This is a genomic window from Citrobacter sp. Cf132, assembly GCF_030333885.1.
Classification (GTDB): Bacteria; Pseudomonadota; Gammaproteobacteria; order Enterobacterales; family Enterobacteriaceae; genus Citrobacter; species Citrobacter freundii.
In genome coordinates this window covers 76,266-101,889 of record NZ_JAOWFA010000053.1, presented here as the reverse complement: position 1 = coordinate 101,889, position 25,624 = coordinate 76,266, and the positions used below count along the sequence as shown (strand labels likewise).

24 protein-coding genes and 1 pseudogene are annotated in these 25,624 nt (G+C 52.1%); 16 read left to right on the top strand and 9 right to left on the bottom strand.

The window, feature by feature from the left end:
- The first annotated feature begins 7 nt into the window (after positions 1 to 7).
- The 4 genes from OGV85_RS11215 to ydhT all read left to right on the top strand — a co-directional run bounded on the left by OGV85_RS11215 (position 8) and on the right by ydhT (position 3,003).
- Entirely contained in the window at positions 8 to 673 is a 666-nt protein-coding gene (locus OGV85_RS11215) for a YdhW family putative oxidoreductase system protein (protein WP_003029334.1), read from the top strand.
- A gap of 63 nt (positions 674 to 736) precedes the next feature.
- Positions 737 to 1,405: a 4Fe-4S dicluster domain-containing protein gene (locus OGV85_RS11210; protein WP_003029332.1), complete on the top strand. Its 669-nt coding sequence runs from the start codon at positions 737 to 739 to the stop codon at positions 1,403 to 1,405.
- A complete protein-coding gene (gene phsC / locus OGV85_RS11205; protein WP_003029330.1) occupies positions 1,402 to 2,187 on the top strand; it encodes a thiosulfate reductase cytochrome B subunit in 786 nt (261 codons plus the stop codon). The genes OGV85_RS11210 and phsC overlap by 4 nt, the downstream gene beginning before the upstream one ends.
- Positions 2,188 to 2,190: 3 nt before the next feature.
- A complete protein-coding gene (gene ydhT, locus OGV85_RS11200; RefSeq protein WP_061548458.1) occupies positions 2,191 to 3,003 on the top strand; it encodes a protein YdhT in 813 nt (270 codons plus the stop codon).
- 9 nt (positions 3,004 to 3,012) lie between these two features.
- Here the strand turns inward: ydhT and OGV85_RS11195 are convergent, their stop codons facing one another.
- From OGV85_RS11195 to OGV85_RS11180, 4 genes are read right to left on the bottom strand one after another with little or no spacing between them, the layout of a single operon-like run.
- Positions 3,013 to 3,690, bottom strand: coding sequence for an amino acid ABC transporter permease (locus OGV85_RS11195; protein ID WP_003029326.1), 678 nt, complete (start codon positions 3,688 to 3,690; stop codon positions 3,013 to 3,015).
- Entirely contained in the window at positions 3,680 to 4,465 is a 786-nt protein-coding gene (locus tag OGV85_RS11190; RefSeq protein WP_061548457.1) for an amino acid ABC transporter permease, read from the bottom strand. Before OGV85_RS11190 ends, OGV85_RS11195 begins: the two co-directional genes overlap by 11 nt.
- Positions 4,465 to 5,283: an amino acid ABC transporter ATP-binding protein gene (locus OGV85_RS11185; RefSeq protein ID WP_061548456.1), complete on the bottom strand. Its 819-nt coding sequence runs from the start codon at positions 5,281 to 5,283 to the stop codon at positions 4,465 to 4,467. The genes OGV85_RS11190 and OGV85_RS11185 overlap by 1 nt, the downstream gene beginning before the upstream one ends.
- Before the next feature lies 1 nt (position 5,284).
- Positions 5,285 to 6,118, bottom strand: a complete 834-nt coding sequence (locus OGV85_RS11180; protein ID WP_003029319.1) for an ABC transporter substrate-binding protein — start codon at positions 6,116 to 6,118, stop codon at positions 5,285 to 5,287.
- Positions 6,119 to 6,423: 305 nt separating this feature from the next.
- Here OGV85_RS11180 and OGV85_RS11175 point away from each other — a divergent pair.
- Positions 6,424 to 6,627: pseudogene (locus OGV85_RS11175) on the top strand (LysR family transcriptional regulator); the annotation flags it as partial.
- Between the two features lie 115 nt (positions 6,628 to 6,742).
- On the opposite strand, the gene OGV85_RS11170 reads toward OGV85_RS11175, so the two are convergent.
- Entirely contained in the window at positions 6,743 to 6,883 is a 141-nt protein-coding gene (locus tag OGV85_RS11170) for a hypothetical protein (protein ID WP_003832695.1), read from the bottom strand.
- Positions 6,884 to 7,215: 332 nt separating this feature from the next.
- Here OGV85_RS11170 and OGV85_RS11165 point away from each other — a divergent pair, with 332 nt between their 5' ends.
- Entirely contained in the window at positions 7,216 to 8,697 is a 1,482-nt protein-coding gene (locus tag OGV85_RS11165; protein ID WP_061548454.1) for an APC family permease, read from the top strand.
- A gap of 21 nt (positions 8,698 to 8,718) precedes the next feature.
- On the opposite strand, the gene OGV85_RS11160 is transcribed toward OGV85_RS11165, so the two are convergent.
- Together OGV85_RS11160 and OGV85_RS11155 are read right to left on the bottom strand one after the other, a co-directional pair.
- Complete coding sequence (locus tag OGV85_RS11160; RefSeq protein ID WP_061548453.1) at positions 8,719 to 9,417, bottom strand: cache domain-containing protein; 699 nt, start codon at positions 9,415 to 9,417, stop codon at positions 8,719 to 8,721.
- A gap of 24 nt (positions 9,418 to 9,441) precedes the next feature.
- Positions 9,442 to 10,167, bottom strand: coding sequence for a FadR/GntR family transcriptional regulator (locus OGV85_RS11155; RefSeq protein WP_003029304.1), 726 nt, complete (start codon positions 10,165 to 10,167; stop codon positions 9,442 to 9,444).
- A 315-nt stretch (positions 10,168 to 10,482) separates the two neighbouring features.
- Here OGV85_RS11155 and OGV85_RS11150 point away from each other — a divergent pair, with 315 nt between their 5' ends.
- The 4 genes from OGV85_RS11150 (at position 10,483) to OGV85_RS11135 (ending at position 15,588) form a co-directional block, all read left to right on the top strand.
- Positions 10,483 to 11,910, top strand: a complete 1,428-nt coding sequence (locus OGV85_RS11150) for a gamma-aminobutyraldehyde dehydrogenase (RefSeq protein ID WP_061548452.1) — start codon at positions 10,483 to 10,485, stop codon at positions 11,908 to 11,910.
- A gap of 11 nt (positions 11,911 to 11,921) precedes the next feature.
- Positions 11,922 to 12,395, top strand: a complete 474-nt coding sequence (locus tag OGV85_RS11145) for an ester cyclase (RefSeq protein ID WP_061548451.1) — start codon at positions 11,922 to 11,924, stop codon at positions 12,393 to 12,395.
- Between the two features lie 88 nt (positions 12,396 to 12,483).
- The gene (locus OGV85_RS11140; protein WP_061548450.1) at positions 12,484 to 14,376 is read left to right on the top strand and encodes an NAD(P)-binding protein; all 1,893 of its coding nucleotides are present in this window, start codon (positions 12,484 to 12,486) and stop codon (positions 14,374 to 14,376) included.
- Between the two features lie 3 nt (positions 14,377 to 14,379).
- Positions 14,380 to 15,588 (top strand): c-type cytochrome, encoded by a 1,209-nt coding sequence (locus OGV85_RS11135; protein ID WP_061548449.1) that lies wholly within the window; start codon positions 14,380 to 14,382, stop codon positions 15,586 to 15,588.
- Between the two features lie 43 nt (positions 15,589 to 15,631).
- Here the strand turns inward: OGV85_RS11135 and pdxR are convergent, their stop codons facing one another.
- Positions 15,632 to 17,107, bottom strand: coding sequence for a MocR-like pyridoxine biosynthesis transcription factor PdxR (gene pdxR, locus OGV85_RS11130; RefSeq protein ID WP_061548448.1), 1,476 nt, complete (start codon positions 17,105 to 17,107; stop codon positions 15,632 to 15,634).
- Between the two features lie 106 nt (positions 17,108 to 17,213).
- On the opposite strand from pdxR, the gene puuE reads away from it, so the two are divergent.
- The 6 genes from puuE (at position 17,214) to OGV85_RS11100 (ending at position 24,796) form a co-directional block, all read left to right on the top strand.
- Complete coding sequence (gene puuE, locus OGV85_RS11125) at positions 17,214 to 18,476, top strand: 4-aminobutyrate transaminase (protein WP_032935874.1); 1,263 nt, start codon at positions 17,214 to 17,216, stop codon at positions 18,474 to 18,476.
- Between the two features lie 213 nt (positions 18,477 to 18,689).
- Entirely contained in the window at positions 18,690 to 20,822 is a 2,133-nt protein-coding gene (locus tag OGV85_RS11120) for a TonB-dependent receptor (protein ID WP_048218990.1), read from the top strand.
- A gap of 9 nt (positions 20,823 to 20,831) precedes the next feature.
- Positions 20,832 to 21,842, top strand: coding sequence for an ABC transporter substrate-binding protein (locus tag OGV85_RS11115; protein WP_048218989.1), 1,011 nt, complete (start codon positions 20,832 to 20,834; stop codon positions 21,840 to 21,842).
- A 158-nt stretch (positions 21,843 to 22,000) separates the two neighbouring features.
- On the top strand, positions 22,001 to 23,056 hold the full coding sequence (locus tag OGV85_RS11110) for an ABC transporter substrate-binding protein (protein ID WP_061548447.1): 1,056 nt from the start codon (positions 22,001 to 22,003) through the stop codon (positions 23,054 to 23,056).
- Complete coding sequence (locus OGV85_RS11105) at positions 23,043 to 24,047, top strand: FecCD family ABC transporter permease (RefSeq protein WP_003029283.1); 1,005 nt, start codon at positions 23,043 to 23,045, stop codon at positions 24,045 to 24,047. The genes OGV85_RS11110 and OGV85_RS11105 overlap by 14 nt, the downstream gene beginning before the upstream one ends.
- Positions 24,044 to 24,796, top strand: coding sequence for an ABC transporter ATP-binding protein (locus tag OGV85_RS11100; RefSeq protein WP_003843516.1), 753 nt, complete (start codon positions 24,044 to 24,046; stop codon positions 24,794 to 24,796). The genes OGV85_RS11105 and OGV85_RS11100 overlap by 4 nt, the downstream gene beginning before the upstream one ends.
- Here OGV85_RS11100 and OGV85_RS11095 read toward each other — a convergent pair.
- Positions 24,783 to 25,505 (bottom strand): substrate-binding domain-containing protein, encoded by a 723-nt coding sequence (locus OGV85_RS11095; RefSeq protein WP_061548446.1) that lies wholly within the window; start codon positions 25,503 to 25,505, stop codon positions 24,783 to 24,785. The two genes, OGV85_RS11100 and OGV85_RS11095, sit on opposite strands and share 14 nt — an antisense overlap.
- Positions 25,506 to 25,624 lie beyond the last annotated feature (119 nt).

Below are 25,624 nucleotides of genomic sequence, written 5' to 3'. Positions count from 1 at the left end.
ACGTGAGATGACTAACGTGAGCAACGTTCTGGCACCCGTAGAGGCGCTTCCTGACGAGGTAGATGGTCAAAAGAGACACTGGCTACAGGCGTTTCACCCGCCGGTAGAACAGGTGACTGCGCCGCAGGTTCAGGAGCCTGTCAGCCCGGAGTCGATTGTGGCGGATTTTATCCGTCAGCATTCGGCATCCGGGCAATTGGTGGGGCGCAGCGTATTTCTGCAGCCACCTTATTCGGTCCCTGAAACCGATCTATCCGCGCTGCTGGATGCGCTGTGTCAGGACGCAATTAACGCGGATATCACCCGTGTGCAGGGCGCGGAAGATGTCTATTTCTACTCAACGCAAACCATGACGGCAAACTACGCCGACATGTGCGTGCAGGTAGTGGAAAACGACATCTGCCGTGCAATTGCCGAGGCGGTACGCTTCGACGGCCGCACGTATCCTCGCCCCTATAAGGTCGCCATGTTGACGCAACCGCCGTATAGCTTTGAATCTCAGCAGATTACAGCGGCGCTAACGGCTATGGAAACGCATCCCGATTACGCAGATATACGTACTGTGGAATCGTCAAATGCGGAACCTTATCTGTTTAGCGAACGTTTTATGAGTTATGGCAAAGCGTACGGCCTGTGTGAATGGCTTGAGGTTGAGCAGTATCAGAACCCCTGAATTATTCAGGTTGATGTCATGGAACGTGTGGACGACCACTGTCACAGTTTAGAGGATAACCCGATGTCCTTCACCCGACGAAAATTTGTCATTGGCATGGGGACGGTGATTTTTTTCACCGGCCCAGGTCAAAATCTGTTAGCGAGTACCAGGAGCCCTAAAGCCGTTCGTTACGTCATGATTCACGACGAATCACTGTGTAACGGATGTAATATCTGCGCGCGGGCCTGCAGGAAAACCAACCATGTTCCTGCCCAGGGCAGCCGTTTGTCGATAGCGCATATTCCAGTCTCAGACAACGACAACGAAACGCTGTATCACTACTTTCGTCAATCCTGCCAGCATTGTGATGATGCGCCTTGTATTGAGGTGTGTCCAACCGGTGCCTCCTGGCGGGATGAGAACGGTATTGTGCGAGTAGATACGTCTTCCTGTATCGGCTGCAGTTACTGTATTGGTGCGTGTCCTTATCAGGTTCGTTATCTCAACCCGCATACTAAAGTGGCGGATAAATGCGACTTTTGCGCTGAATCACGCCTGGCGAAAGGTTTTCCACCGATCTGTGTTAACGCTTGCCCGGAACATGCGCTGATTTTTGGCCGTGAAGATAGCCCGGAAATTCAGACCTGGTTGCGAGAAAACAAGTATTACGAATATCAACTTGCAGGCGCCGGGAAACCCCATCTGTATCGTCGGTTCGGTCAACATTTGATTAAAAAGGAAAATGTATGAACGCGTCGCAAAATGCCGAACAGTTTCACGCCCAGCTTGCGCAGTATGTTCCCCTGTTTTCACCGGACTACTGGCCCGTGTGGTTAGTCGTTGCCGGGTTAATGCTGGTGGGAATGTGGCTGGTGCTGGCGCTTCACGCCATGCTGCGCTTTCGGGCGGCACATAAAACGTCGGCAGGGCACGGTGAGAAGGTCTATTTATATTCGAAGGCTGTTCGTTTGTGGCACTGGTCAAATGCGCTGCTGTTTTTGCTACTTCTGGTCAGTGGCCTGGTCAATCACTTCTCTGCCGTCAGCGCACCGGTAATGAAAAGCCTGCTTACCGTTCATGAGGTTTGCGGCTTTTTGCTACTTGCCTGCTGGGTTGGTTTTGTGCTGATCAACCTGATTGGCGGCAACGGACATCACTATATTATTCAACGTCAGGGCTGGATCGCTCGCGCGCAAAGACAAACACGTTTTTACCTGTTTGGCATTATGCAGGGCGAGTCACATCCATTCCCGGCATCGCCGCGTTCTAAATTCAATCCGCTACAGCAGGCGGCCTACGTTGGCGTGATGTATGGGTTGCTGCCACTACTGCTGATTTCTGGGTTGTTATCGCTTTACCCGACGGTCGTCGGAGATCTGTTTCCTGGTGTGCGTTACTGGCTGCTTCAGGCGCACTTTGCGCTGGCAATTGTCAGTCTGTTTTTCATTTTTGGGCATCTTTATCTTTGCACTACGGGCCGCACGCCGGGCGAAACCTTCAAGTGTATGGTGGATGGCTACCACCGGCATTAAGCGATGATGATTACACGAAGTGACTTACGGGCCTGGCGTGTTGGGCCCGTCATGTATCGCTGGTTTCTACGCGCGTTTCCCGCAGGAGGAAGCTATGCCGATGTTCATCGCGCGCTCCAGCGGGAAGGGTATACCGATTGGGCAAATAGCCTGGTGGAATACGGCTGGTCGAAATGGCGGGAAGAGGCGAGTTTTGCTCAGCAGGATATTGACGCAATGGGGAATATTTCCTGTGAGCAAGCCGTGGAGGAAACCAGTCGTCCGTTGGCGAGTGCGGAAGATTATGCCCGATTTAGCAGTGCGGGTGACAACGTTAAAATTGCCAGCACCGGGTATGCCGCACAGATCGCCAGTGCCGGTTACAGCGCACGGATTGGCAGTGTAGGCTATAACACGCATATCGGCAGTTCAGGCGAGCGTGGGCGAATAGCGATTGCGGGAAATTCGGCGCGTATCAGCAGTGTGGGCGACGGAACGCGTATCGCCAGTACCGGCATGCGCGTACGCATCAGTTCGCTTGGCGACCGAAACCGGATTGCCAGTAGCGGTGATTTAACCCAGGTAGCCTGTTTTGGCGCAGAGGCGAAAATCGCTAACTGCGCGGACAATATCCACATTATTGCCAGCGGAAAGAACGCCGTTGTTGCCAGTACCGGTGCTGTAGATTCGATAACGCTCGGTCCCGGCGGATGTGCGGCGCTGGCTTATCACGATGGCGAGAGAATGCGTTTTGCGCTTGCCGTTGAAGGGGAAAAAAACATTCGGGCGGGCGTGAAATATCGGCTCAACGAAGACCATCAGTTTGTGGAATGTTGAGCCGAGAGGTCATTTTAGTGCGAAGCGGCGCTGGGTGATTTTCTCCAGGCTAAAGCACAGCAGGTAATAGACCAGTCCGGTAAAGATAAAAATGGCTGCCGGGTAGATTTGCACCCGGCTGTTAACCTGACCAGCAACCGTTGTGAGTTCCGGTACGTTAACGATAAATGCCAGTGACGTGTCCTTCAGTAGCCCAATGAAAATCCCCGTCAACGACGGCAGTACGTTACGCAGCACCTGCGGCAGCAAGATAAGCCACAGGGCCTGATCCGGGCGAAACCCCTGAACGACTGCCGCTTCATATTGCCCACCAGGCAGTGCGCTAATTCCAGCATACACCGAGTGCATCACCGAAGCGGCGGTGAACCATGCCAGCGCCAGCGTCACGGTAACGGCACCGGGCAGATCGCTTCCGGTCAGCATGGGTAGCAAATACCACATCCAGAAAATCACAAAGATGAGCGGAATGCCGCGAATAAATTCCGCCCAGATAAACAACCCGTTGCGAACCGCGCCTGGAAATCGCCAGGCGCAGCAGGCAAGAACGATCCCGCCAGGCAGCGCCAGCAAAGCCGCACCGATAGCCATCAGCAAAGTGAGCAGTACACCGCCGGGTTGCCCCTCAGCTACACGTCCCCACAGGAGATAGTCAAGATTGTCGGTAATGACCGAAATATTAGCGATCATGCAGTATGCTCCTGACGCTGAAGATGCGCATTCTTACCTTTGACGATTTACCCGCCGCCGGCCGCGGCCCAAGACGCGTAAGCAACATACCCAGCACGATGCCGGTAAACAGATAGAGTGCGGTGCCAACGGCAAAGGCTTCCAGCGCGTGCGCGTTGTAGCTCTCAATTTGCCGTACCTGGTAGGTGAGCTCAGCAAATCCAATACCACTGGCAAGCGAGGAAAGCTTCATCAGGTTGAGATATTGCCCAACAATGGGTTGCCAGGCGTTTGCCAGTCCCTGAGGCAGCAGAATGTGATGAAATATCGCCCAGGATGAAAACCCCTGCGCCACGGCAGCCTCGCGTTGTCCGGCAGAAACTGCCTGTAAACCTGAGGCGATCTCTTCGACCAAAAATGCTGAGGTAAATACGCCCAGTCCCCATGCTGAACAGATAAACTCCGGCGTTAACCACCAGACATCACCCGGCAGAATTGACCATGGATGATCAGCATTGATGAAGCTAATGACGTCACGGGGAAGCCAGTTCCATGCGGCAAAATACCAGAACATCAGTTGCACCAGTAAAGGGGTATTGCGAAACACCGAGACCCACACCCCGACCATCGTTTTAGCGAGACGATTGCCCGTCAGTCGCAGGCTGAGCAGTGAGATGGCAATGAGCGTGGCGAGCACGATACCTGCCAGCGTCACCCAAAGCGTGGTAAGAAAACCAGAAATTATCCATTGCAGGGGTTGCCCGCTCAGCACTCCCTGCCAGTCCATTGCATGCATTATGATGATGACTCCTGGTGTAACGGGTCGAGCACTTTTTTCAGGAAACGCTGGGTTCTCGGGTGCTGTGGTTGGACGAAAAAATCCTCCGGCGGGGCCACTTCAAGAATATCGCCACCATCGATGAAAACCACACGATCGGCAATCTCGCGGGCGAAATGCATTTCGTGGGTCACGACGATCATGGTGATACCGCTGTGGGCGAGATTTTTCATCACCTGCAATACCTCGCCGATCATTTCCGGATCCAGCGCGGAGGTGGGCTCATCAAACAGAATAATTTGCGGTGATGAAGCCAGTGCGCGGGCGATGGCCACGCGCTGCTGTTGTCCACCGGACAACTGTGCGGCATAGGCATTGGCTTTTTCCGCGAGTCCCACCTTTTCCAGCAACTCAAGTGCCCGACGATCCGCTTCCGTCTTATTCCAGCTGTGAACATATTCCAGCGCCAGCGCGATGTTTTGCAGTGCAGTCAGATGCGAATAGAGATTGAATTGCTGAAATACGAAACCGATACGGCTGCGTAGCTGGCGTAATGCCGCCCCGCGCAACTGGCTAATCGGTTTACCATCAATGAAGATTTCGCCATCGCTGAGCGACTCCAACTGGTTGATAAGACGTATAAGAGTGGACTTTCCAGAACCGGAAGGTCCCAGAATGGTCACCACTTCACCGGGCTCAACTGCCAGGTTGACGCCGTTAAGTACAGTTTGAGCGCCATACTCTTTAACCACATTGCGTAGTTCGACGCTCGCCTGACGCAAATGGGTAAAATCCGCAGCCGAAGCTGCGGATCGATGAAAAAGGGCTGAGAGCATATTATTTGGCTTCTATTTTAAAGGCGCGGGCTTGTGGATTTTTGGTTTCAGGACCAAACCAGACATCATAAATTTTGGCCGCCTGCCCGGTAGATTCCAGCTTCAAAAGTTCATCGTTAACGGCTTTTAACAACGCTGGCTCACCTTTTTTCACCCCCACGCCAATCTCTTCTTTGCTCAACAGGTCCGGTAGAATTTTGAAATCTGCTTTATCCGGCGCACCGCCTAATAAACCGGCCAGAATCGTACTGTCCTGGGTGATGGCCTGAACATTGCCGTTGCGCAGTGCGGTTAACGCCAGCGGGATATCGTCATAGGCCAGTACGCGCGACTGCGGGAAGCGCTGATGCAGTGCCTGTTCACCAGTAGTGCCTTTTACCGCGCCGATGCGTGCTTTGCTGTATTGATCGAGCTTATCCGGAGATTTTGCTGGCACAAGGAACTGCTGGCCGGTAACAAAATAGGGGACGGAGAAATCTATTACCTGCGACCGCTCAGGCGTGATCGTGATATCCGCAACGATTAAATCGGCTTTACCAGATTGTAATAACGGAATTCGGTTTGCCGGATTGGTCGCCACCAGTTCCAGTTTTACACCAAGAGATTTAGCCAGCGCTTCGGCAAAATCGACGTCGTAGCCGACAATCTTATGCGTTTTGGCATCGATGGAGCCAAACGGTGGGTTCGCGTCAAATGTTGCGACTTTTACTACGCCTGCGGCTTTGATATCGGCCAGTTGGTCAGCCTGAGCCTGCGAGACGGTAAGTCCAGAGGCCAACAGCACGCCGAATGCCAGCAGTGTTTTTTTAGCGCGGTAAGTTTTCGTAGCCATCATTGTATGAAATCCCTGTAGTTTTTGGTTTGTGCTTTTTACGCTCCCATAACTTACGGTTGGGACAAAATAAGAAAAAATTCTTATCTATATACAAAATGTTATTAGTGAAGGATGTGTTAATAGCGGGTGAAAATAATGCATGAGTGAAAGGTAAAATAGTGCATAAGCCTGATAATAATTTGCATTTTGTTTATGTGTGAGGGCACGCTTGAATAAGATTGAGCTGTGCTAATGTACAGAAGGTTTACTGGAATACCCTCCAGACCTGTACCATATGTCACAACAGGTTTGGATTGGGGATAAGCATGCTGCGTGATAATTTTAACGATCTCTATTATCTCATTATCGTTGCCCGCGAGCGTAGTTTTACCCGGACAGCGGCAAAACTTGGGGTTTCGCAATCCGCGCTAAGCCATGCGATTCGCGGGCTTGAAGAACGACTGGATGTACGGCTTCTCACCCGCACCACGCGCAGCGTTGCGCCGACCGAAGCCGGAGAACGGCTTATCCCAGCCGAAAACAGCATACTGCTGCCTTTGCGCAACTGATTGAGGCCTTACGGTATACGGGTTGAAGTGGGGGGTTAACAGGCAATAAAAAACCGGCATTGCGCCGGTTTGGAAATCAAATTTTGCAGGCGTCGCCGCAGTCATTATCAGCAATAATTTCCTGCGCTTTCTTGTCTGCATCTTCCAGACGTTCAGCGTTACGTTCTTGCGCTTCTTCCAGTCCATCAAAGACCAGATTATCGAGATCAATTTCCATCATTCACCTGCTCAGGTTCAGCGTTTAACATCACGTTATTATATTGCAAAAATGTTGCTTAACAGCAGCGATTCTTGCTACTTAGCATCGAACGCAATCCGCTGTGCGTATTTATCCGTCAAAGTGGCACACGGATCGCAATTGCTAAGGAATCGTTGGTTGTAAATACCGCAAAATTCGCGCTCTCTCTACCGTTTTACCCCCACTTTTTCATTAACGTGATGCGCGATCATTTTTAACAAATCTGCGACAAAATCACTATACATATAACTTAATATCTTTTATACATTAATTGTTCAACCCTGCGACTATTCCACAAAAGAGAAAGCTATATGGAACAAACACCTGATAAGAAAAACGATAATTTTCAAAAAGATGGCAAAGAACAGTTCAATAGATCGATCGGTTTAATTTCAAACTTCGCGTTGGGTTTTACCTACCTGTCGCCGCTTACCGCCGTCTATTCGCTGTTTGCGCTGGCCGTAACGCTGGCGGGGCCGCCTGCAGTATGGTGGATTTTAATCGTCGCATGCGGGCAACTTTTGGTGGCGCTGGTGTTTGGTGAGGTCGCTTCCCAGTATCCGATAACCGGCGGACTTTACCCTTGGGCCAGAAGGTTGTGGGGCAAGAAATATGCGTGGATTGCCGCCTGGATCTACCTGTGGGCACTGGTGGTCACCATTACGTCGATCGCGGAATATACATCAACGTTTGTTGAATCACTCTTCCACTATGGTCAGACTCCAGCCACGATGTTGGTGACTTCCGTTCTGCTGCTGCTGTTGATGATGGCGGTTAATATGTCCGGGACTAAAAATCTGGCCCGGGTGGCGAAAATTGGTTTCTGGTGTGAAATTGTCAGCGTGATCGCGCTGGGGATTTATCTGCTGATTTTCCACCGTTCGCAGCCGTTCTCTGTAATTTTTGACTCGATGGGTGTGCTGGCTCATGACGGCAGCTATTCCACCGCATTTATGTCTGCTGCGCTGATGGGACTGTTTATGTTCTTTGGCTTTGAGGCCTGCGGTAACGTTGCGGAAGAGGTGCAGAATCCCAGTAAAAAGATCCCAGTGGCGATGATTTTAAGCATCGTATTCGGCGCGATTTCCGCCATTATTTCTGTTATGGGTTATCTGCTGGCTTCACCGAATCTGGTCAGCATCGTGAATGGTAAAACGTCCGATCCGATCCCGGCAATCCTTAATGAAGCGCTGGGCGAAACCGGCGCGACTGTCTTTATCGTCGTCGCGATTATCGCCATGTTGTCGTGCATTTTGTCTCTCCAGGCTGCGTTAAGCCGTCTTATCTTTTCTTTCTCCCGCGACAGAATGCTGCCGGCAAGTGAATGGATGGCCAAAATCTCTAAAAATGGTGTTCCGGATAATGCCATGGTCGTCAGTTGCCTTCTGCCAGTGATCATCTGTGTTTGGGTTTATTTCCAGCCAGATAACCTGTCACGTATCACCGCGTTTGCTGTTATCGGGATTTACATCTCGTTCCAGATGGTTGTGCTTGCCGCGCTGCGTCAGCGCCTGAAAGGCTGGAAACCGGCGGGGGAGTGGACCATTGGCGGTTGGGGGGTAATCGTGAATGTGCTGGCGTTAGCTTACGGATTGTGCGGGATCTGGTTACTGGCGCAACCGGCAGACAGCAGCGACTTCATTGACCGTTGGACGGTCCTGTTCGGCCTGGCGATTGTCGTTGGCTCGGGACTTATTTATATGTTCCTGACCCGTCCGTTTGGTCGTTCAGCGGCGCCGGAAAACGACGCCATTGCGTACGCCAGTAAGCTCAATATGGGGCAGGATAACTAAAAACTAAGGGCCTTCGGGCCCTTAGTTTTGATAGTGATAAAGGATAAAGTAGTCGCTCTGATACACCACGGTACTATTTGCAGGTGACAGCAATTCACCCACGCGAAAACGTGGCCAACTGGAGAAAATGATCCTGTTTTCCAGATTGGTCAGAATCACATAATCAGGATGAGCGCAGGAGAGCAGTTCGGCTTCTATCTGACTGACCAGCAAATCGACCGCGGCAACACCGAGAAACTGGTCGTTGTAGTAGACCGGGACGGCTGACGTTAGGGTATAGGAGATATTGCAAATATAGTCGACGTAGGGACCGTGGATATAGGCTTTGCCAGCCGGAGGAGAATACTTAAACCACTCAAAGGTTCTGAAATCCAGTCGTTGTTGCGTGGCCTGATCCAAATCCAGATGCGCCTGGCTCAAACCATTATCTTTCTTATACCACCACTCCAGCAACCAGTACTCTTTTGTGTTTGCGGTGCTCTCAATATGGCTGGCGAATCCCGCCCCTGAACAGTAATGGTTGTCACTGAGCGTGCGCTTGATGTGCTGTTGAACGGTGGATCTTACTGATGGGTCGAGAACGACCTCGGCTGAGGCCTTTTGTACCCCTGAAATCGCCTCATGGATGCTCCTCGCTAGCGCAACGGTAGAATCTACGGTAGAAACAGTAATGTCATCAATTTTACGGATTAATGCGCTTAGGGATGTCGAAGAGCTCATTGTCTGTCCTGCCTTCACTGATTGTCAGTTCGAGTTATATTTCAGCTTTTTTTCAATAAGGTAGTAGGTAAACGTGTCGATGATCCGTGTGGCAAACTGTACTGACTCTGCCTCGTTGTGAGCAGCCAGTGCATCGGCCAGCGCTGAATAAAGCGCGATAATTTCCGCATGAATACTGTCTGTGCGATAAAGTATCGCCACAAGTGATGCCCATTCAGCCTGAACTTGCAGCTCCTGATTGGCCAGTCGCGCTGAATGCGAACTGGCGGCAATCGCCAGCAGGCAACGCATATCGGCCTGGGTCATCAGCTCAGGTGAGTTTGCCTTTCTGAGAACCTCGACAAACTCGCGAAATTTGGCGATATCCGCACCGGTCATCCGTCGGGAAGCCAGCCTCGCGCTATGGCTAATAATGGCGCAATGCATTTCACCCAGATCAGACAGATAATCCGTACTGATCGCTTTGAACGGGTGCAGGGCGCTATTTTTGCCATCGATATTTTCGCAAACGAAGCTCCCGCCATTACGACCGCGAACCGTATGGATAAGATTATTAGCCCGAAGCGTGTTTAGCGCTTCTCTGATAGTGATATGTGAGACACCCATCATTTTTGCCAAATCAGTTTCGTTGGGAAGCTGTTCTTTTGGCTCCAGCAACCCCGTGATAATGGCATTTGAAAGGCGCTGGACTATCTGGTCTGAACGACTGACCTGCCCGATAGGCGCAAATATGACCGCGTGAGTAATCATAATCTTTTCTGTACTCAATTCCCTGAAACAACGACCATTTTTAACACATGCCCGTCGGGCAAGGAAGGTAAGAATGGCCGAGTTAGTTTACATGCCTGGGCGCAACGTCACTGCACAAGCGGATGTGTGTCCCGATAACCTCATGATGAGCTGAGCATAACGCGTCAGCTGGCAATGAAAAGCCTCACCCTGTGGATGTGAAAATTAAGTTAAAAATGCGAGGCTTATCATAGTGTCAATGTTGCGCATTTGAAAAAATTTTACAATATATATATTACATAAGATTCTTTATGTATTAATTGGCAGGAGACAAACATGAAAACCCTGAAGCATTTTATTAATGGGTACTATGTAGCAGGCAGTAGCGAAGATAGCTTCGAACTGGTGAGTCCGGTTGACGGTGAAACATACGCAATTTCTCCCAACGCTAACGAGGCGGAGGTAGAACAAGCCTACTCAGCAGCGGAGGCGGCGTTTAGCATCTGGAGAAAATCGACGCCAGCACAGCGGCAAAAGGCGTTATTGCTGCTGGCCGATGAGATTGAACGCAACGTTGAGCGACTGGTAACCGCGCAGAGTCAGGAAACCGGTCAGCTTCGCCATTTTATTGAGAAAGAGGAGATTGCGGCATCCTGCGATGCCATCCGCTTTTTTGCTGGCGCGGCGCGCTGTCTTGAAGGGAAGGCGGCCGGAGAATATTCCGCTGGGTTTACCTCGACCATCCGTCGTGAACCGTTGGGTATCGTTGGGCAAGTGACGCCGTGGAACTACCCGTTCATGATGGCAGTGTGGAAGATTGCACCAGCGCTGGCGGCAGGCAACACGGTCGTGTTAAAGCCAAGCGACACCACACCAGTGAGTACGCTGCTGTTGGCTGAACTGGCCGCACCGTTGTTTCCGAGGGGGGCGTTTAACGTTGTGCTGGGCAAAGCCAGCACCGGTTCGCTGGTGGTTTCAAATCCGAAGGCTTCACTGGTTTCGATTACCGGTTCGGTCCGCGCGGGCTTGCAGGTTGCGGCATCAGCAGCGGCGAATCTGACTAAAGCACATCTGGAATTGGGCGGGAAAGCACCTGCAGTCGTGTTCGCCGATGCGGATATGGACAAGGCGATAGCGACAATCACTACGGCAGGCTTTTTTAATGCCGGGCAGGATTGCACAGCGGCTACACGGATCCTGGTCGAGCAATCCATCTATGCTGAGTTTCTGGAAAAACTGATCCAGAAAACAAAAAGTATCAAATTTGGGCCGCCAGAAGATCAGAATGCGCTGTACGGCGCATTGAATAGCCGGAATCAACTGGAGCAGGTGAAAGGTTTTATTGAGCGTTTACCGGCACATGCAAAAATTGAAACCGGTGGGCGCGCCGGGCCAGGTCCGGGCTTCTATTTTGAGCCGACGATTGTCTCCGGATTGCATCAAAATGATGAAGCTATTCAGCATGAAGTATTTGGTACGGTAATGACCATTCAGTCGTTTTCTACTGACGAAGAGGCACTACACAAAGCGAATGATGTGGAGTATGGTCTTGCCGCCAGCGTCTGGACCCGTAACCATGGTCGCGCGCAGCGCTTCAGCATTGACCTCGATTTTGGCACGGTGTGGATTAACAATCACATTCCTCTGTGTGCCGAAATGCCGCACGGCGGGTTCAAAAAATCGGGTTATGGCAAAGATCTCTCATCCTATTCACTCGAAGAATATACTCGGGTGAAACATATCATGTGTGACATTTCTGAATAGAGAGGATTACGATGAAAACATTAAAAATTGCGGTGCTTTCATTAGTGATGCTTTCGGGCTATAGCCTGGCAGAAAGCACATCGCTGAATACCGTAAAAGAATATATGGCGGCGTGGAATGCGCATGATGCTTCGCGAGCCGCTCAATATCTTGCGGATGATGCGGTTTATTATGATGCCGCCGCGGGTGAACCGGTAAACGGGAGAGAAAAAGCGGAAAAAGAGGTTATCGGCGCTTTTATTAAGGCGGTGCCAGATCTGAACTGGAAAATGGTTGGCAAACCCGTCTACGACGAAGACACCGTGGCATTCCGTTGGGAATTTTCAGGCAAAAATAGTGGTGAATGGGCAGGGAGTCCGCCGACAAATAATCCGATCAAATTTGAAGGCGTAAGCTATATTCATGTTAAAGCAGGAAAAATCACCTGGCAGGGTGATTATTATGATTCTAAAAAACTGGATGAAGAGTTAAAGCCAGTGAAGTAGTCGGCTGTACCCCTTTATTAATTTGAAGGGGTATATCTCTTATTTGTGTCGTATTAAAGGCAGTGTGTAGCAATAAGGAAAAAAGTTAATGGCAATTACCAGACGTGATTTTCTCAACGGCGTCGCGGTGACTATTGCGGCGGGACTTACCCCGCTGGAATGGGTCAGGGCGGCAGGAAAGGGAAACGCATTTATAGATGGAAATTATTATCCTCCTGCGCTGACGGGGCTGCGGGGTAATCATCCTGGATCGTTTGAAATGGCGCATGCGCTAGGTCGCGAGCATAAGCATTTTGATTTAAACGCTCTGCCCGTTGAGGAAGAGTACGATCTGGTGATTGTGGGAGGCGGGATTAGCGGGTTAGCTGCCGGTTGTTTTTGGCGTCAAGTTGCTGGGCAAAATAGCCGGATCCTGATCCTCGATAACCACGACGACTTTGGTGGACACGCCAAACGTAATGAATTTACCAGCTCGGGCAAGAAATTACTTGGTTATGGGGGTAGCGAAGCATTCCAGTCACCCGCGCATAATTTCAGCCCTGAAGTACAAAAGCTGATGGAAACCGTGGGCGTCAGCGTCACGCGGTTAAAAGAGAGTTTTGACGTAAACTTCTACCCCGACTGGCAGCTCAGTCGCGGGGTTTTTTTCGACAAGAAGAATTTTGGCGTAACAAAAATCGTCAGTGGCGATCCGGGCCGCGCGGTATCTGATGATATTCCGCCGGACAGGCTCAATGGCCGTAAAATTGAAGACTTTATCAATGATTTCCCGCTAAGTGAGAACGACAGAAAAGCGCTGATCGATCTGCACGTACGTCCTGGCGATTACCTTCCGGGGATGACGGTCGATGAGAAAATGGAATGGCTGGATACCCACAGCTACAGTGAATTTTTAGCAACAAAAGTGGGTTTGAGCAAAATGGCGCTGCTCTATTTTCAGCAGCGTTCCAATGACTTCTTTGCCATCGGCATTGAAGGCATCTCCTGCAGCGATGCCAGGGCGTGCGCCTTACCCGGCATGGAAGGGATGGGGTTACCGCCGTTGGACGGAGAGTCGCTGGCCGACCTCGAAGAGCCGTATGTTTACCATTTCCCGGACGGTAACGCCGGTCTGGCCCGACTGCTAGTCAGGTATATGCTGCCGGATGCGCTACCGGGCAATACTATGGAAGACTCTGTTCTTGCCAGATTGCATTACGAAAAGCTGGATCTGCCGGAAAACACCACGCGCCTGCGCCTGAATAGCACAGTGATTAATGCGGCCAACGTGCAGGATGGCGTTGTGGTGACCTATCTGCGTGACGGTAAAATGCACCGTGTGCGCGGTAAGAACACCATCATGGCAGGCTATAACATGATGATCCCGTATCTGGTGCCTGAGATGTCAGTACAGCAGCAGGCGGATCTCAAACTGAACGTCAAGGCTCCGCTGGTGTACACCAACGTGGTGGTCAAAAACTGGCAGGCGTTCAAACAGCTTGGCGTACATGAATTTTATTCTCCAGCGGCACCTTACAGCCGGGTTAAGCTCGACTATCCGGTCAGTATTGGTGGGTATCAGCATCCGGCCTCCCCGGACGATCCGATGGTCATTCACATGGTGTATGTGCCGACCTATCCGGGCAGTAACCTGTCGGCCAGAGAGCAGTTTCGCCTGGGACGAGCCTATTTGCTAGGGACCACTTTTGCGGCGCATGAGGAGATGATTCGCTCCCAGTTGCAGGAGATGTTTGGCTCAACAGGCTTTGATAATCAACGCGATATCTCCGCCATTACCGTTAACCGCTGGGCGCATGGCTATGCGTACTACGCCAATTCACTGTTCGATGATATGGATAAAATGCCAGAAATTATCGAGCGGGCGCGTCAGCCAGTCGGTCGCATTGCCATCGCTAACTCCGATTCTGACTGGAGTGCTTATGCCCACACGGCAATCGATCAGGCATGGCGTGCGGTTAATGAACTCAAGGATATGGGGTGATCTATGCGTAACGTAACCATTCTCGCCGCCTGTTTATTTACCGCTTCGGTAAGCGCTGCTGAATCTAACGGTGAATACATCGCGCGAATTTCAGACTGCGTCGCCTGTCATACCGCTGAAGGTGGTGCGGCGATGGCGGGGGGCAAAAAGTTTCCTACTCCGGTGGGGGATATTTATTCGACCAACATTACCCCGGACAAGGCACAGGGTATTGGTAATTACTCATACGAGGATTTTGAAAAGGCGGTACGCCAGGGAATTGCCAAAGACGGTCATCCGCTCTATCCGGCCATGCCTTATCCCTCTTATGCAAAACTTTCTGACGAGGATGTTCAGGCGCTGTATCGCTATTTTATGCATGATGTCACACCGTCTGCGCAACCCAATAAAGAGAATGCCATTCCGTGGCTACTCTCCGCCCGCTGGCCGCTGCATATCTGGAACTGGCTGTTTACCGACGCGCCAGCGACGACAGTAGATAGCACGAAACCAGATGACAACGCAGCCCTGGTAAAACGGGGCGCTTATCTGGTGGAAGGTCCCGGACACTGCGGTTCATGCCATACACCGAGAGGTATGGCGATGAATGAAAAAGCCTATACCCATGCTGATGCCGAGTACCTGAGTGGCGCGATGATTGACGGCTGGTATGCGCCTTCGCTGCGGGGCAGCGGTATGTCTGAGCAGGCGTTAAAATCGTTGCTGCTGACCGGTAAGAGTAAGCATGCCGCGGTTTCAGGTTCGATGGCTGAAGTCGTCACGCAGAGTACACAGTATCTGACTGACGAAGATGCCACGGCGATCGCCCAATATCTGCTGAGTCTGAAAAGCGCGAAGCCTGAAACGGTGCGTGCTGCTGCGACTACAGCATCCTGGTCGAATTCACCTGAGGCGGGCAAAGTGACCTATAACCGTTACTGTTCAACTTGTCACGGTCTGGAAGGGAAAGGTACGGATGATAACGCACCTTCTTTGGTCAACAATCCGCTGGTCATGGTTGATGATCCGACGCCGCTGTTCAGAGTGATTGCCCACGGCGCAGAAACACCGACAACGCGTGGCAGCGTCTCCTTTAAGATGCCCGCCTACGGAGGCATGTTAAGTGACAACGAAATGCGCGACGTGATTAATTACGTGCGTAAGACCTGGGGTGAAGGGAATGGCGAAGTAAGCCATGAAGATCTGGCTGGGATTAAAAAAGCATCACATTAAACAGTATGCCGGATAAAGTGCTTGCACCACCATCCGGCAGCGCTTACACGGTGTTTGCCCTGATAATATCCGCGAGTCGGGTAAACGCCGCCGCCATTTCATGCTCTTCAATACTTGCAAACCCCAGCAACAGGCCGCTGCGTTTCTCTTCATTCACGTAGTAGCGTGACAGCGGGCGCACCAACAACCCTTGCGCATTCGCCTGTTGGGCAATGACCGCGTCATCGCTCCCTGCGGGTAACTGTAAGATCATATGCAGCCCGGCGTTGCTGCTGAAGGAACCAAGATAATGCTCACCAAGCTGGCGGCTGATAAGCTCTACCAGCATCTGGCGACGACGACTGTATAGTTGGCGCATTTTCCGAATGTGTGCTGCGTAATAACCCTCGCGAATAAACTCCGCCAGCGCGGCCTGAATCAACAGATGTCCACCACGATAGAGGTCGTTATGAACCTTTTTCAGCGGAGCGGCTAACGATTTAGGTAGCACGACATACCCGAGTCGCAGTGCGGGATAGAGTGTCTTACTGAATGTCCCGATGTAGATGACCGGTGTCTCTTCTTCCAGCCCCTGCAAAGAGGGGATCGGCTGGCCGGAAAAGCGGAACTCACTGTCGTAATCATCTTCCACTATCCAACTTCGCGTTTCACGTGCGCGAAAGATAAGTTGCCGGCGGCGACTGAGGCTCATCACCGAACCGAGAGGGTATTGATGTGACGGTGTCACAAAAATCAGTTTTGGCGGTGATTCGCCTGAATCTGGTGGGATCATACCTTGTTCATCAACCGGGATAGCCGAAAAATTTACCGCATTGATCCGCAGAATATTTTTGATTCCCCAGTAGCCCGGCTCCTCAATCCAGGCGTAATCGCCCGGGTTGCATAACGTTCGGGTCACCAGATCCAGCGCCTGGTGAATACCTTCGGTAATCAGAATTTGCTCCGGCGAACACCGCACGCCGCGAGCGGTGCGCAGATAGTCCGCCAGCGCTTCTTTCAGCTCATTCACACCGCCTGCGGCATCGTAAGTGAGAAACTCCGGGCGCAATCGTCTTGCCAGCCTGTCCTGAATTTTTTTGAGCACCCGGTGCGGGAAATGCTCTACATCAGGTACGCCTGGAATAAACGCGCCCCACTGACGGGGACTGGCGCTGGCATTACCTAACAGCTCAAGGCAGCGGGCAGATAAGCGGGTGTGATCCTCCAGAGCCGCAGCAACAGGTTCTTTATTGGGACGCAGGTTGAGATTGTCCAGCACGCTGTCAGTGACAAATGTGCCGCTACTGGTACGCGCAGAAATATAACCTTCGGCCTGCAACTGCTCGTAAACCCGCAGAACGGTATTGCGCGATAGCGCCAGCTCTCCTGCCAGGTCACGCGACGGAGGCATTCGGGTAGCCGGTTTCAGGCTACCTTCGAGGATGCAACTACAAATGGCGGCATACAGGCGGCGATGTAGTTTTTCGTCAGTCTGCTGACTAAATGCCTGCTTGATCACATCTCCAGCAAGTGAACGCATTTGGATCCTTAAAATAAAACGATTTGGCTCTCGATTAAAGTACCAGACGGCGTCTAAATTTAAAGGGTAATTCAACCGAAATGTATTAATGGACAAGGTGTAGAGAATGAACAATAAAAACCTGCAACAACGTCGTCTGGATGCCACCCCGCGTGGCGTGGGTGTGATGTGTGATTTTTATGCCCAGTCGGCAGAAAACAGCACGATTACCGATATCGAAGGCAATCAGTACATTGATTTTGCCGCCGGGATTGCCGTGCTGAACACCGGACACCGCCATCCTCGCCTGGTGCAGGCAGTCGAAGCGCAACTTCAGGCTTTTACCCATACGGCTTATCAGATTGTCCCGTACGAAAGCTATGTGTCTTTGGCTGAGAAAATCAACGCCGTCGCGCCAATCGATGGCAAGCGTAAAACCACATTCTTCACCACCGGGGCTGAAGCGGTAGAAAACGCGGTGAAAATTGCACGCGCACATACCGGGCGTCCTGGCGTTATCGCATTTGGCGGTGGTTTTCATGGTCGTACTTACATGACGATGGCGTTAACCGGCAAGGTGGCACCCTATAAAAAAGGTTTCGGTCCGTTCCCTGGCTCTGTTTACCATGCTCCGTATCCTTCTGAATTGCAGGGTATTTCCACGGCGGACTCCCTAAAAGCGATTGAGCGTCTGTTTAAAGCCGATATCGATCCAACCCAGGTTGCGGCGATTATCTTCGAACCCGTCCAGGGCGAAGGAGGCTTCGTGGTGGCACCGCCGGAATTTGTGGCCGCCATCCGCCGTATTTGCGACGAGCATGGCATCGTGATGATCGCCGATGAAGTACAAAGCGGGTTTGCCCGTACGGGCCAGCTGTTTGCGATGGATCATTACGCCGATAAAGCGGACCTGATGACTATGGCGAAAAGCCTCGCGGGCGGCATGCCGCTGTCTGGCGTCGTGGGCAAAGCCGAAATCATGGATGCACCTGCGCCGGGTGGTCTGGGTGGAACTTACGCCGGGAACCCGCTGTCGATCGCGGCGGCCCATGCAGTACTGGACATTATCCATGATGAACAGCTGTGCCAGCGTGCGGCGGCCCTCGGCGAACAGCTGCGCGCCGCTCTGACAGATGCGCAAGCAGGGTGTCCTGAACTGGCCGAAGTGCGTGGTTTAGGTTCTATGATTGCTGCTGAATTCTGTGATCCAGCGACAGGGGAACCCAACGCTTCCGCCGCACAACGCGTGCAGAAGAAAGCCCTTGAGCAAGGACTGCTGCTGCTGACCTGCGGTCAGTATGGCAACGTTATTCGTTTCCTTTACCCGCTGACGATTCCGCAGGATCAGTTCGCCAAAGCGCTTCAGATCATCAAAGCGGCAACCAAATAATTCGTTAGTTGTCCTTTACCTAAAGCCGACGGTCGTCATTACCGTCGGCTTTTTTGTTGCAGTAAATTTACCAATCACACCTCGTTATATATTTACATATATATCGATTAGATCTATCCTATTCATCATACAAATATAATAACTGTACTCTTCAAGAGAAGGTGCTTGCGTTAGCAGCCTCCAGTCTTTCTATCTAACGAATTGAATTAACGAATGTTAAATAACAAAATTACCCCAGTGGCCTCTGGGTTGTTGACCTTTGCCTGTCTTTCCACTGTCGTAACGGCTCATGCTGAAGATACCGTCATCGTTTCGGCGCCCGCCACGTCACAATCCTCGTTATCGGAACATGAACCTCCTGCGAGCGAAAAAAAAGCAACGTTAGGTAGCCTCGGCGAGCGAGAGCTGATAGACGTTCCCTGGTCGGTGCAGACGCTGTCGAAAAAAGTGCTGGATCAGCAACAAATCAAAGATGTGAAAGACGCCTATCGCTACCTACCGTCCGTTCAGGGTGACGGCGTCCGCCCGCAAACCCGGGGCATGCAGGGGAGTGTGGTACAAAACCATATGATTGATGGCCTGAACGCCGTCTCCACGACTGAATATTCGACCGAACAGTTCCAGAACATTGAAGTGTTGAGCGGCATCGCCGGGTCGCTGTATGGCCCCGCCAATCCAGCAGGGATGTTTAATCTGGTGTCCAAACGACCCGTCGATACGCCGTTACACCGCGTCACCGTGGGGCAAGGTACAGGGTCGGGTACGCTGACGTCGATGGATTTCAGTGGCCCAATCGATGCGGGAGACCGGGTGAAATATCGTCTCAACTTGCTAAATGATGAGGGTCATAGCTACACCACCGATAGCCATGTCCGTCGACAGTACGCTGGCTTGGGGCTGGACTTTCAACTGACAGATCAAACGGTGCTGGAGAGTAATTTCAGCTATTACCATTATTACGAAAAAGGTATGCCGGGGAGTTTTGCTCTGGCGAAAGGCGTTCACTTCCCCGCGGCATTTGATCCTACGGACAGTAAGTATGGTCAGTCTTATGCGGGTCATGATGACGAAACAACCACCGTCGATATGCATATTAAGCATGATTTTGACGGCAACTGGATGCTGGATCTGGGGGCGCTGCACCAGGTTGCAGACCGAGAATCGACGGCAGTGACCAATACTCTGACGAATAACCAAGGAGATTACACCACCACAACCGCCAATTCGGCGGCCAGTCGCTTTACCATCAACAGCTATTTAGCGAACCTGACTGGTAGCGTTGATACTGGCTGGCTGACGCAGGACATTGCTACCGGAATGCGTGGATTTGTGTGGAAAAACTATAATCCAAGAAACGGTGGCACTTTCACTCTGGGGCATTCTTCTCTCAATCAACATCCCGACTATCCACGACCACCGTATCCAGATTTTAACGATCGCTATCATTCGGCGACCACCACTCAGCATGCATTTTTGCTAAGCGATACGCTGCATTTTTCCCCGCAGTGGAGCTTGCTGCTTTCCGGCAGCGAGAACCTGTTTACCGTCAGTAACTACAACAAAGCTGGGCATGAAAGCAGCCGTCAGAAAGACAATGGCATGAGCGGTTCCACCAGCCTGATGTATAAACCGGTGGAGAACGTCACGCTGTATACCACCTGGGCGGACAGTTTGCAGCAGGGCGATACCGCACCCGCCGGGGCGCGCAATGCCGGGCAGGTGTTAGATCCCTACCGAAGTCGTCAGATCGAAGTGGGCGCAAAATATGCGCCTGTAAAAGACCTGCTGCTTACCGCTGCGCTGTTTGAAGCCAAACGCCCCTTTGCCTATACCAACGACAACGGCGATTTTGCTCAGGACGGTACGCAAAAAAACCGTGGGCTGGAGCTGATGGCTGATGGGCATATTACTCATAATTTACGCGTGTTAGGCGGCGGAGCCTGGCTAGATCCAACGCTTCATAATACCGCGGCCAGCAATGCGGATGGTAAGCAAGTTGTTGGTTTGCCGCGTTTCGCCTCGAATATTCTCGCGATCTACACCATCGAACGGGTTCCGGGACTGGATGTCGACACGAACGTGCATTACGTCGGACGTCGGGCTACCGATAATGCCAATGACAGTTGGGTCGGGAGTTACACCACGGTGGACATCGGCACGCGTTATGCCACCAGACTGTGGAACACGCCAACCACTTTCCGGTTTGATATCACCAATCTCACCGACCGTCACTATTGGACCAATATTGTTCCGGGCGCATTGACCGGCTACACGGGCGCAGGGGCTGCCAGCGCTCAACTTGGTGCACCGCGTCAGGCTCAGGTTTCTGTTCAGGTTGATTTTTAGGGGTTGCTCATGAAAACGTGCCACACATGGCTGCTTTGTGTGTGGCTGGCGTTTCCTGCCCTGGCAACGCGCCAGGTTGTGGATGATGCTGGTCACACAGTTACCGTTCCCACACATGTTGAACGTATTGCGGATGGCTGGTTTGCCCATCATTCGGTGCTGATGACGCTGGGCGCAGGTCGTAACATTGTTGTGACGGTCAACCATGAGGATAACCAGCCATGGATGTTCAAAATCAACCCTTCCCTGAGGCAAGCCTTACAGATACGAGGAACATCATTTAATACTGAGGATTTGTTGGCTCGGCACGTCGATGTGGTGTTCGTGGCAAAAGGAAAAGGGGATGCTCAAAGTTACAGTCAGGCGGGCATCCCGGCCCTTGAAATGGCATTTACTGACTATGCTTCGATGGAAAAATCGGTCACTACAACCGCAGAGGTTCTGGGGACGGGGCAGGCTCGCGCCCGGGCGACGGCTTACAATCAGTATCTCAACCGTGTACTCGCGGATGTGCAGGCTAAAACGGCGAAGTTGTCGGCAGATCAGCGCCCTCGGGTACTTCATATTCAGTCGCTGAATCCGCTTAAAGTCGATGGCAGGAACACGTTGATCGATACCTGGATTACGCTGACGGGGGGACGGAATGCGGCAGATGAAGTGGACGGCAACATGAAGGAGGTGTCGCCCGAAAGGGTGCTCTACTGGCAACCGCAGGTCATTATTCTCGGTGCGGGTTGCGGTGATATCGCCAGTTCGCCATATGCGGCATTGTTCAAAGAACTTGACGCGGTTAAGCAGGGTAATGTCTGGCGCAATCCGGCGGGCGTGTTCCCCTGGGATCGTTACGGCACTGAAAGCGCGCTACAGCTGCAATGGGCTGCATCAAAACTGCATCCTACGCTGTTTAGCGGCCTGGATATGGTCAGCGTGACGCGCGATTTTTATCGCCAGTTCTTCGATTATTCGCTCACTCCAGCGCAGGCGATGCGAATTTTAAACGCGTTACCTCCACAGGAGTAACACTTGCGTGTAAAGACAGGCGAGATAAGGATCGCACGCCATTTTTACCCCTCTTAAATGTGGGGTTTGGTGCGTTGCATGATGATAATGGGTTGCCAGTCATCACGTTATATAATTTAATGCATATCGTTTTTACTCCTCTATTCAGATGGTATCCCATGTTAACTTTCCGCTCTTTTGTGCTGGTATGCGCCAGCATGTTGTTTGCGTTTTCTGCTCAGGCCGACCGTACGATCACCGATCAGCTTGGTCGTCAGGTCACGATTCCTGACCATGTGGACAAAGTGGTCGTGCTGCAACACCAGACGTTGAATATTCTGGTCCAGCTCAATGCGCAGCAGGACATTGTTGGCGTGATGTCGAGCTGGAAAAAACAGCTCGGGCCTGAATTTGCGCGCTTTATGCCGACGATTACTACGTTGCCGACACCGGGCGATCTCACCAGCGTGAACATTGAAAGCCTGCTGGCAATTCATCCACACGTGGTGTTTGTCGCCAACTATGCGCCCGCGGAGATGATCCAGCAGATTCAGAACGCCGGTATTCCGGTCGTTGCTATCTCATTGCGCAAAGATGCCGACGGGCAACAGAATAAAATGAACCCGACTATGGCCGATGAAGAGCAGGTCTACAACGAAGGGTTAAAGCAGGGTATTCGCCTGATTGCGGATGTCGTGGGGCGCAAACCGCAGGCTGAAACGTTAATCGACTACGTTTTTGCGGCACGAGCAAAATTCAATGCGCCGGTTGCAAACATCCCGGATGCGCAAAAAGTCCGTATTTATATGGCTAACCCCGACCTGATGACTTACGGCTCCGGGAAGTACACCGGACTGATGATGCAGCACGCGGGGGGATTAAACGTGGCGGCTGCCAGTGTGAAAGGGGCCCGTCAGGTTGCGCTGGAGCAGGTATTAGCGTGGAACCCGCAGGTGATTTTTGTCCAGGATCGCTATCCGCAGGTGGTAACTCAGATCCAAAACGATCCGAACTGGCAGGGGATTGATGCGGTGAAAAATCATCGTGTCTGGTTGATGCCTGAATACGCCAAAGCCTGGGGCTATCCGATGCCGGAGGCGTTGGCGATCGGTGAACTGTGGATGGCCAAAAAACTGTATCCGGATGCCTATAAAGATGTGGATGTTGATGCGCAGGCGCAAGATTACTATCAGCGTTTTTATCGTGTGAACTGGCAGTCTGATGCAGCTAAGTAACCGTTTTTTGCCCCAGCAACCGCTCTTAATCGTTGTGGTCCTGTTGCTGGGCGTCAGTTCGCTATGCCTCGGACAATATCCGCTGTCGTTAAGCGAGGTGTTTTACCACCTGACGCACTATAGCGACGCTGAGGGAATAGCCAGCCAGGTGATCTGGACGGTCAGATTACCGCGTATTCTGATGGCGCTGCTGGCGGGGGGCGCGCTGGGGTTATGCGGGGCGACGTTGCAAGGAGTATTTCATAATCCGCTGGTCGACCCGCATATTATCGGTGTGACGTCGGGGGCGGCCTTTGGCGGAACGCTGGCCATCCTGCTCGGTCTTTCGCCCTTGCTGATGATGGGGTCAACGTTTTTCTTCGGTCTGACGGCATTGATCCTGGTGTATGCCATTGCTGCGTTACAGGGGCTGGAGAATACGCTGGTGTTGATCCTGTCAGGTATCATTTTGAGCGGCTTTTTTGCCGCGCTGGTGAGCCTGATCCAATATCAGGCTGATACCGAAGAGACGTTACCTAATATTGTGTTCTGGCTGCTGGGGAGCTTCGCGACGGCCAACTGGCATAAAGTACTGCTATTGGCGGTTCCAGTCGGTATCGCCGCGACGGTTTTGTTCCAGCTACGCTGGCGGATAAACCTGTTATCGCTCAATGACAAAGATGCCAGAGCACTGGGGGTGGCGGTGGTTCCTCTGCGACGCAGCGTTTTGGTGTGCTGCGCATTTTTGGTCGCCGCTCAGGTGGCGGTCAGCGGCAGTATTGCCTGGGTTGGGTTGGTTATTCCGCATCTGGCGCGTTTGCTGGTGGGCGTTGATCATCGTCGTCTACTGCCGTGTGCCTTCTGGTTGGGGGGCGGTTTTATGATTGTCGTGGATGATATTGCCCGCACCCTGATGCACGCGGAGATACCGCTGGGGATCATCACCGCATTGTTCGGTGCGCCGTTGTTTGCTTTCTTGCTCATTCGTACCAGCCGTCGGGAGAAATCATGATACCTGCCGCACTGCGCGTAAATCAGCTTTCTTATGGGTATCGCGCGCCGCTATTTGAGCCGCTAACGTTCTGTTGCCAGAAAGGTGATATCTGGGCCGTGCTTGGACGTAACGGTCTGGGTAAAAGTACGCTGCTTGATACGCTAACCGGCACGCTGCCTGCTTTAGGCGGGAGTATTGAAAATAACGGTGGGATAGGAATTGTGGCACAGCATAGTCATCTACCGTTTCCTTATACGGTCAGCGATGTGGTGCTGATGGGGCGAGCACAGCACGTGAAGCTTTTTGCGCAACCCAGCCAGCAGGATCAACAAAGAGCAATGCAGGCATTAGAGCAGTTGAGTATTGCGCATCTTGCCTCCAGCTCATTTGGCTCACTTTCTGGCGGGCAGCAACAGTTAGTGATGATTGCCCGGGCTCTGGTGACTGAGTGTCAAACGTTGTTACTTGATGAACCGTGTTCCGCGCTGGATCTCGCCAATCAGCAGGTGGTGCTCCAGCTCATCAGCGATTTGGCCCATCAACAGAGATGCAGCATTCTCTTTTCGACCCACGATCCGCTTCATGCGTTGCAGGTTGCTTCCCATACTTTGCTGCTACTCCCTGAAGGTAAATGGCGGGCAGGGCCAACGGACAGCATTGTGACCGAAGAGAATCTGTTTCTGGCCTATGGCTTACCGCTGCGAAAACTTAGCGTGGAGAATCACCCTACGCCGTTTATCGCACCGTTGTTTTCTATTCGGCGTTAAGCGGTAAGAATCCCGCAGCGGTAAGGAACGCCTGACCGCTGCGGGAAAGTATGAATTCAACCAGCGCCATGACTTCTTTGGAAGCATCAAGCACCGCCAGTTGGTATTCGCAGCAAATATTGTGCTCATCCGGAATAGCTACGTAATGTACGTCGGTCATCGCGTGCAGCGCGTGTGCGTAATGCGCGTAACCGATAAACAGATCGGCCAGCCCCTGGCGCAGGATCCAGGCGCTCGCCAGTTCTCCTTGCGGGATTGTTACCGTATCACGGCCACCAACCAGTGGAATAGCGCGCGCCCGAAGTTGCTGCCCGAGTCCTGGTTCCAGTACATCCATATTGTCGAAAAATGCCCAGGTATAGTCTCCGGAAGGGTCGCAGCCGGGCGTTGATGTCCCTGGTCGCAGCGTTGGGTCGCGGAGTAAATCCAGCCAGGTTCCGATTCGGTTGCTGACAAGGCTCAGTTTGTTCCAGCAAAAGGTGTGCGTTGAGACGGCTTTATTGCGTACCAGCAGGTTTTGCGGATGTTCCCGGTTGGCGGAGGCAAAGAGCGCACACGGTTCACCCGTTTCAATACGCTCGCGCAGTAAACCGGCCGGACCATATTCAATCTTGACGTCTATTCCACTCATGCGCGTGAACTGGCTTACCAGCGGGGTAAATGCTGGGCGTAAACTGCCCGCGGCGAACAGGAGAATGGAAGAGGGCATGGTATCCGGGCTCTGACGAAAGACATTATACGAAGAAGATGAATGATACGCGTTGAGCATGGAATTTAGAATGATTTAACGCATTGCTATTGTAGCAACGTAGTAAATGATAAAACTGA

Coding starts and splice junctions, on each gene's coding strand:
- OGV85_RS11215 (WP_003029334.1), top strand. CDS start 8: ATGACTAACGTGAGCAACGTTCTGGCACCCGTAGAGGCGCTTCCTGAC.
- OGV85_RS11210 (WP_003029332.1), top strand. CDS start 737: ATGTCCTTCACCCGACGAAAATTTGTCATTGGCATGGGGACGGTGATT.
- phsC (WP_003029330.1), top strand. CDS start 1,402: ATGAACGCGTCGCAAAATGCCGAACAGTTTCACGCCCAGCTTGCGCAG.
- ydhT (WP_061548458.1), top strand. CDS start 2,191: ATGATGATTACACGAAGTGACTTACGGGCCTGGCGTGTTGGGCCCGTC.
- OGV85_RS11195 (WP_003029326.1), bottom strand. CDS start 3,690: ATGATCGCTAATATTTCGGTCATTACCGACAATCTTGACTATCTCCTG.
- OGV85_RS11190 (WP_061548457.1), bottom strand. CDS start 4,465: ATGCATGCAATGGACTGGCAGGGAGTGCTGAGCGGGCAACCCCTGCAA.
- OGV85_RS11185 (WP_061548456.1), bottom strand. CDS start 5,283: ATGCTCTCAGCCCTTTTTCATCGATCCGCAGCTTCGGCTGCGGATTTT.
- OGV85_RS11180 (WP_003029319.1), bottom strand. CDS start 6,118: ATGATGGCTACGAAAACTTACCGCGCTAAAAAAACACTGCTGGCATTC.
- OGV85_RS11170 (WP_003832695.1), bottom strand. CDS start 6,883: ATGGAAATTGATCTCGATAATCTGGTCTTTGATGGACTGGAAGAAGCG.
- OGV85_RS11165 (WP_061548454.1), top strand. CDS start 7,216: ATGGAACAAACACCTGATAAGAAAAACGATAATTTTCAAAAAGATGGC.
- OGV85_RS11160 (WP_061548453.1), bottom strand. CDS start 9,417: ATGAGCTCTTCGACATCCCTAAGCGCATTAATCCGTAAAATTGATGAC.
- OGV85_RS11155 (WP_003029304.1), bottom strand. CDS start 10,167: ATGATTACTCACGCGGTCATATTTGCGCCTATCGGGCAGGTCAGTCGT.
- OGV85_RS11150 (WP_061548452.1), top strand. CDS start 10,483: ATGAAAACCCTGAAGCATTTTATTAATGGGTACTATGTAGCAGGCAGT.
- OGV85_RS11145 (WP_061548451.1), top strand. CDS start 11,922: ATGAAAACATTAAAAATTGCGGTGCTTTCATTAGTGATGCTTTCGGGC.
- OGV85_RS11140 (WP_061548450.1), top strand. CDS start 12,484: ATGGCAATTACCAGACGTGATTTTCTCAACGGCGTCGCGGTGACTATT.
- OGV85_RS11135 (WP_061548449.1), top strand. CDS start 14,380: ATGCGTAACGTAACCATTCTCGCCGCCTGTTTATTTACCGCTTCGGTA.
- pdxR (WP_061548448.1), bottom strand. CDS start 17,107: ATGCGTTCACTTGCTGGAGATGTGATCAAGCAGGCATTTAGTCAGCAG.
- puuE (WP_032935874.1), top strand. CDS start 17,214: ATGAACAATAAAAACCTGCAACAACGTCGTCTGGATGCCACCCCGCGT.
- OGV85_RS11120 (WP_048218990.1), top strand. CDS start 18,690: ATGTTAAATAACAAAATTACCCCAGTGGCCTCTGGGTTGTTGACCTTT.
- OGV85_RS11115 (WP_048218989.1), top strand. CDS start 20,832: ATGAAAACGTGCCACACATGGCTGCTTTGTGTGTGGCTGGCGTTTCCT.
- OGV85_RS11110 (WP_061548447.1), top strand. CDS start 22,001: ATGTTAACTTTCCGCTCTTTTGTGCTGGTATGCGCCAGCATGTTGTTT.
- OGV85_RS11105 (WP_003029283.1), top strand. CDS start 23,043: ATGCAGCTAAGTAACCGTTTTTTGCCCCAGCAACCGCTCTTAATCGTT.
- OGV85_RS11100 (WP_003843516.1), top strand. CDS start 24,044: ATGATACCTGCCGCACTGCGCGTAAATCAGCTTTCTTATGGGTATCGC.
- OGV85_RS11095 (WP_061548446.1), bottom strand. CDS start 25,505: ATGCCCTCTTCCATTCTCCTGTTCGCCGCGGGCAGTTTACGCCCAGCA.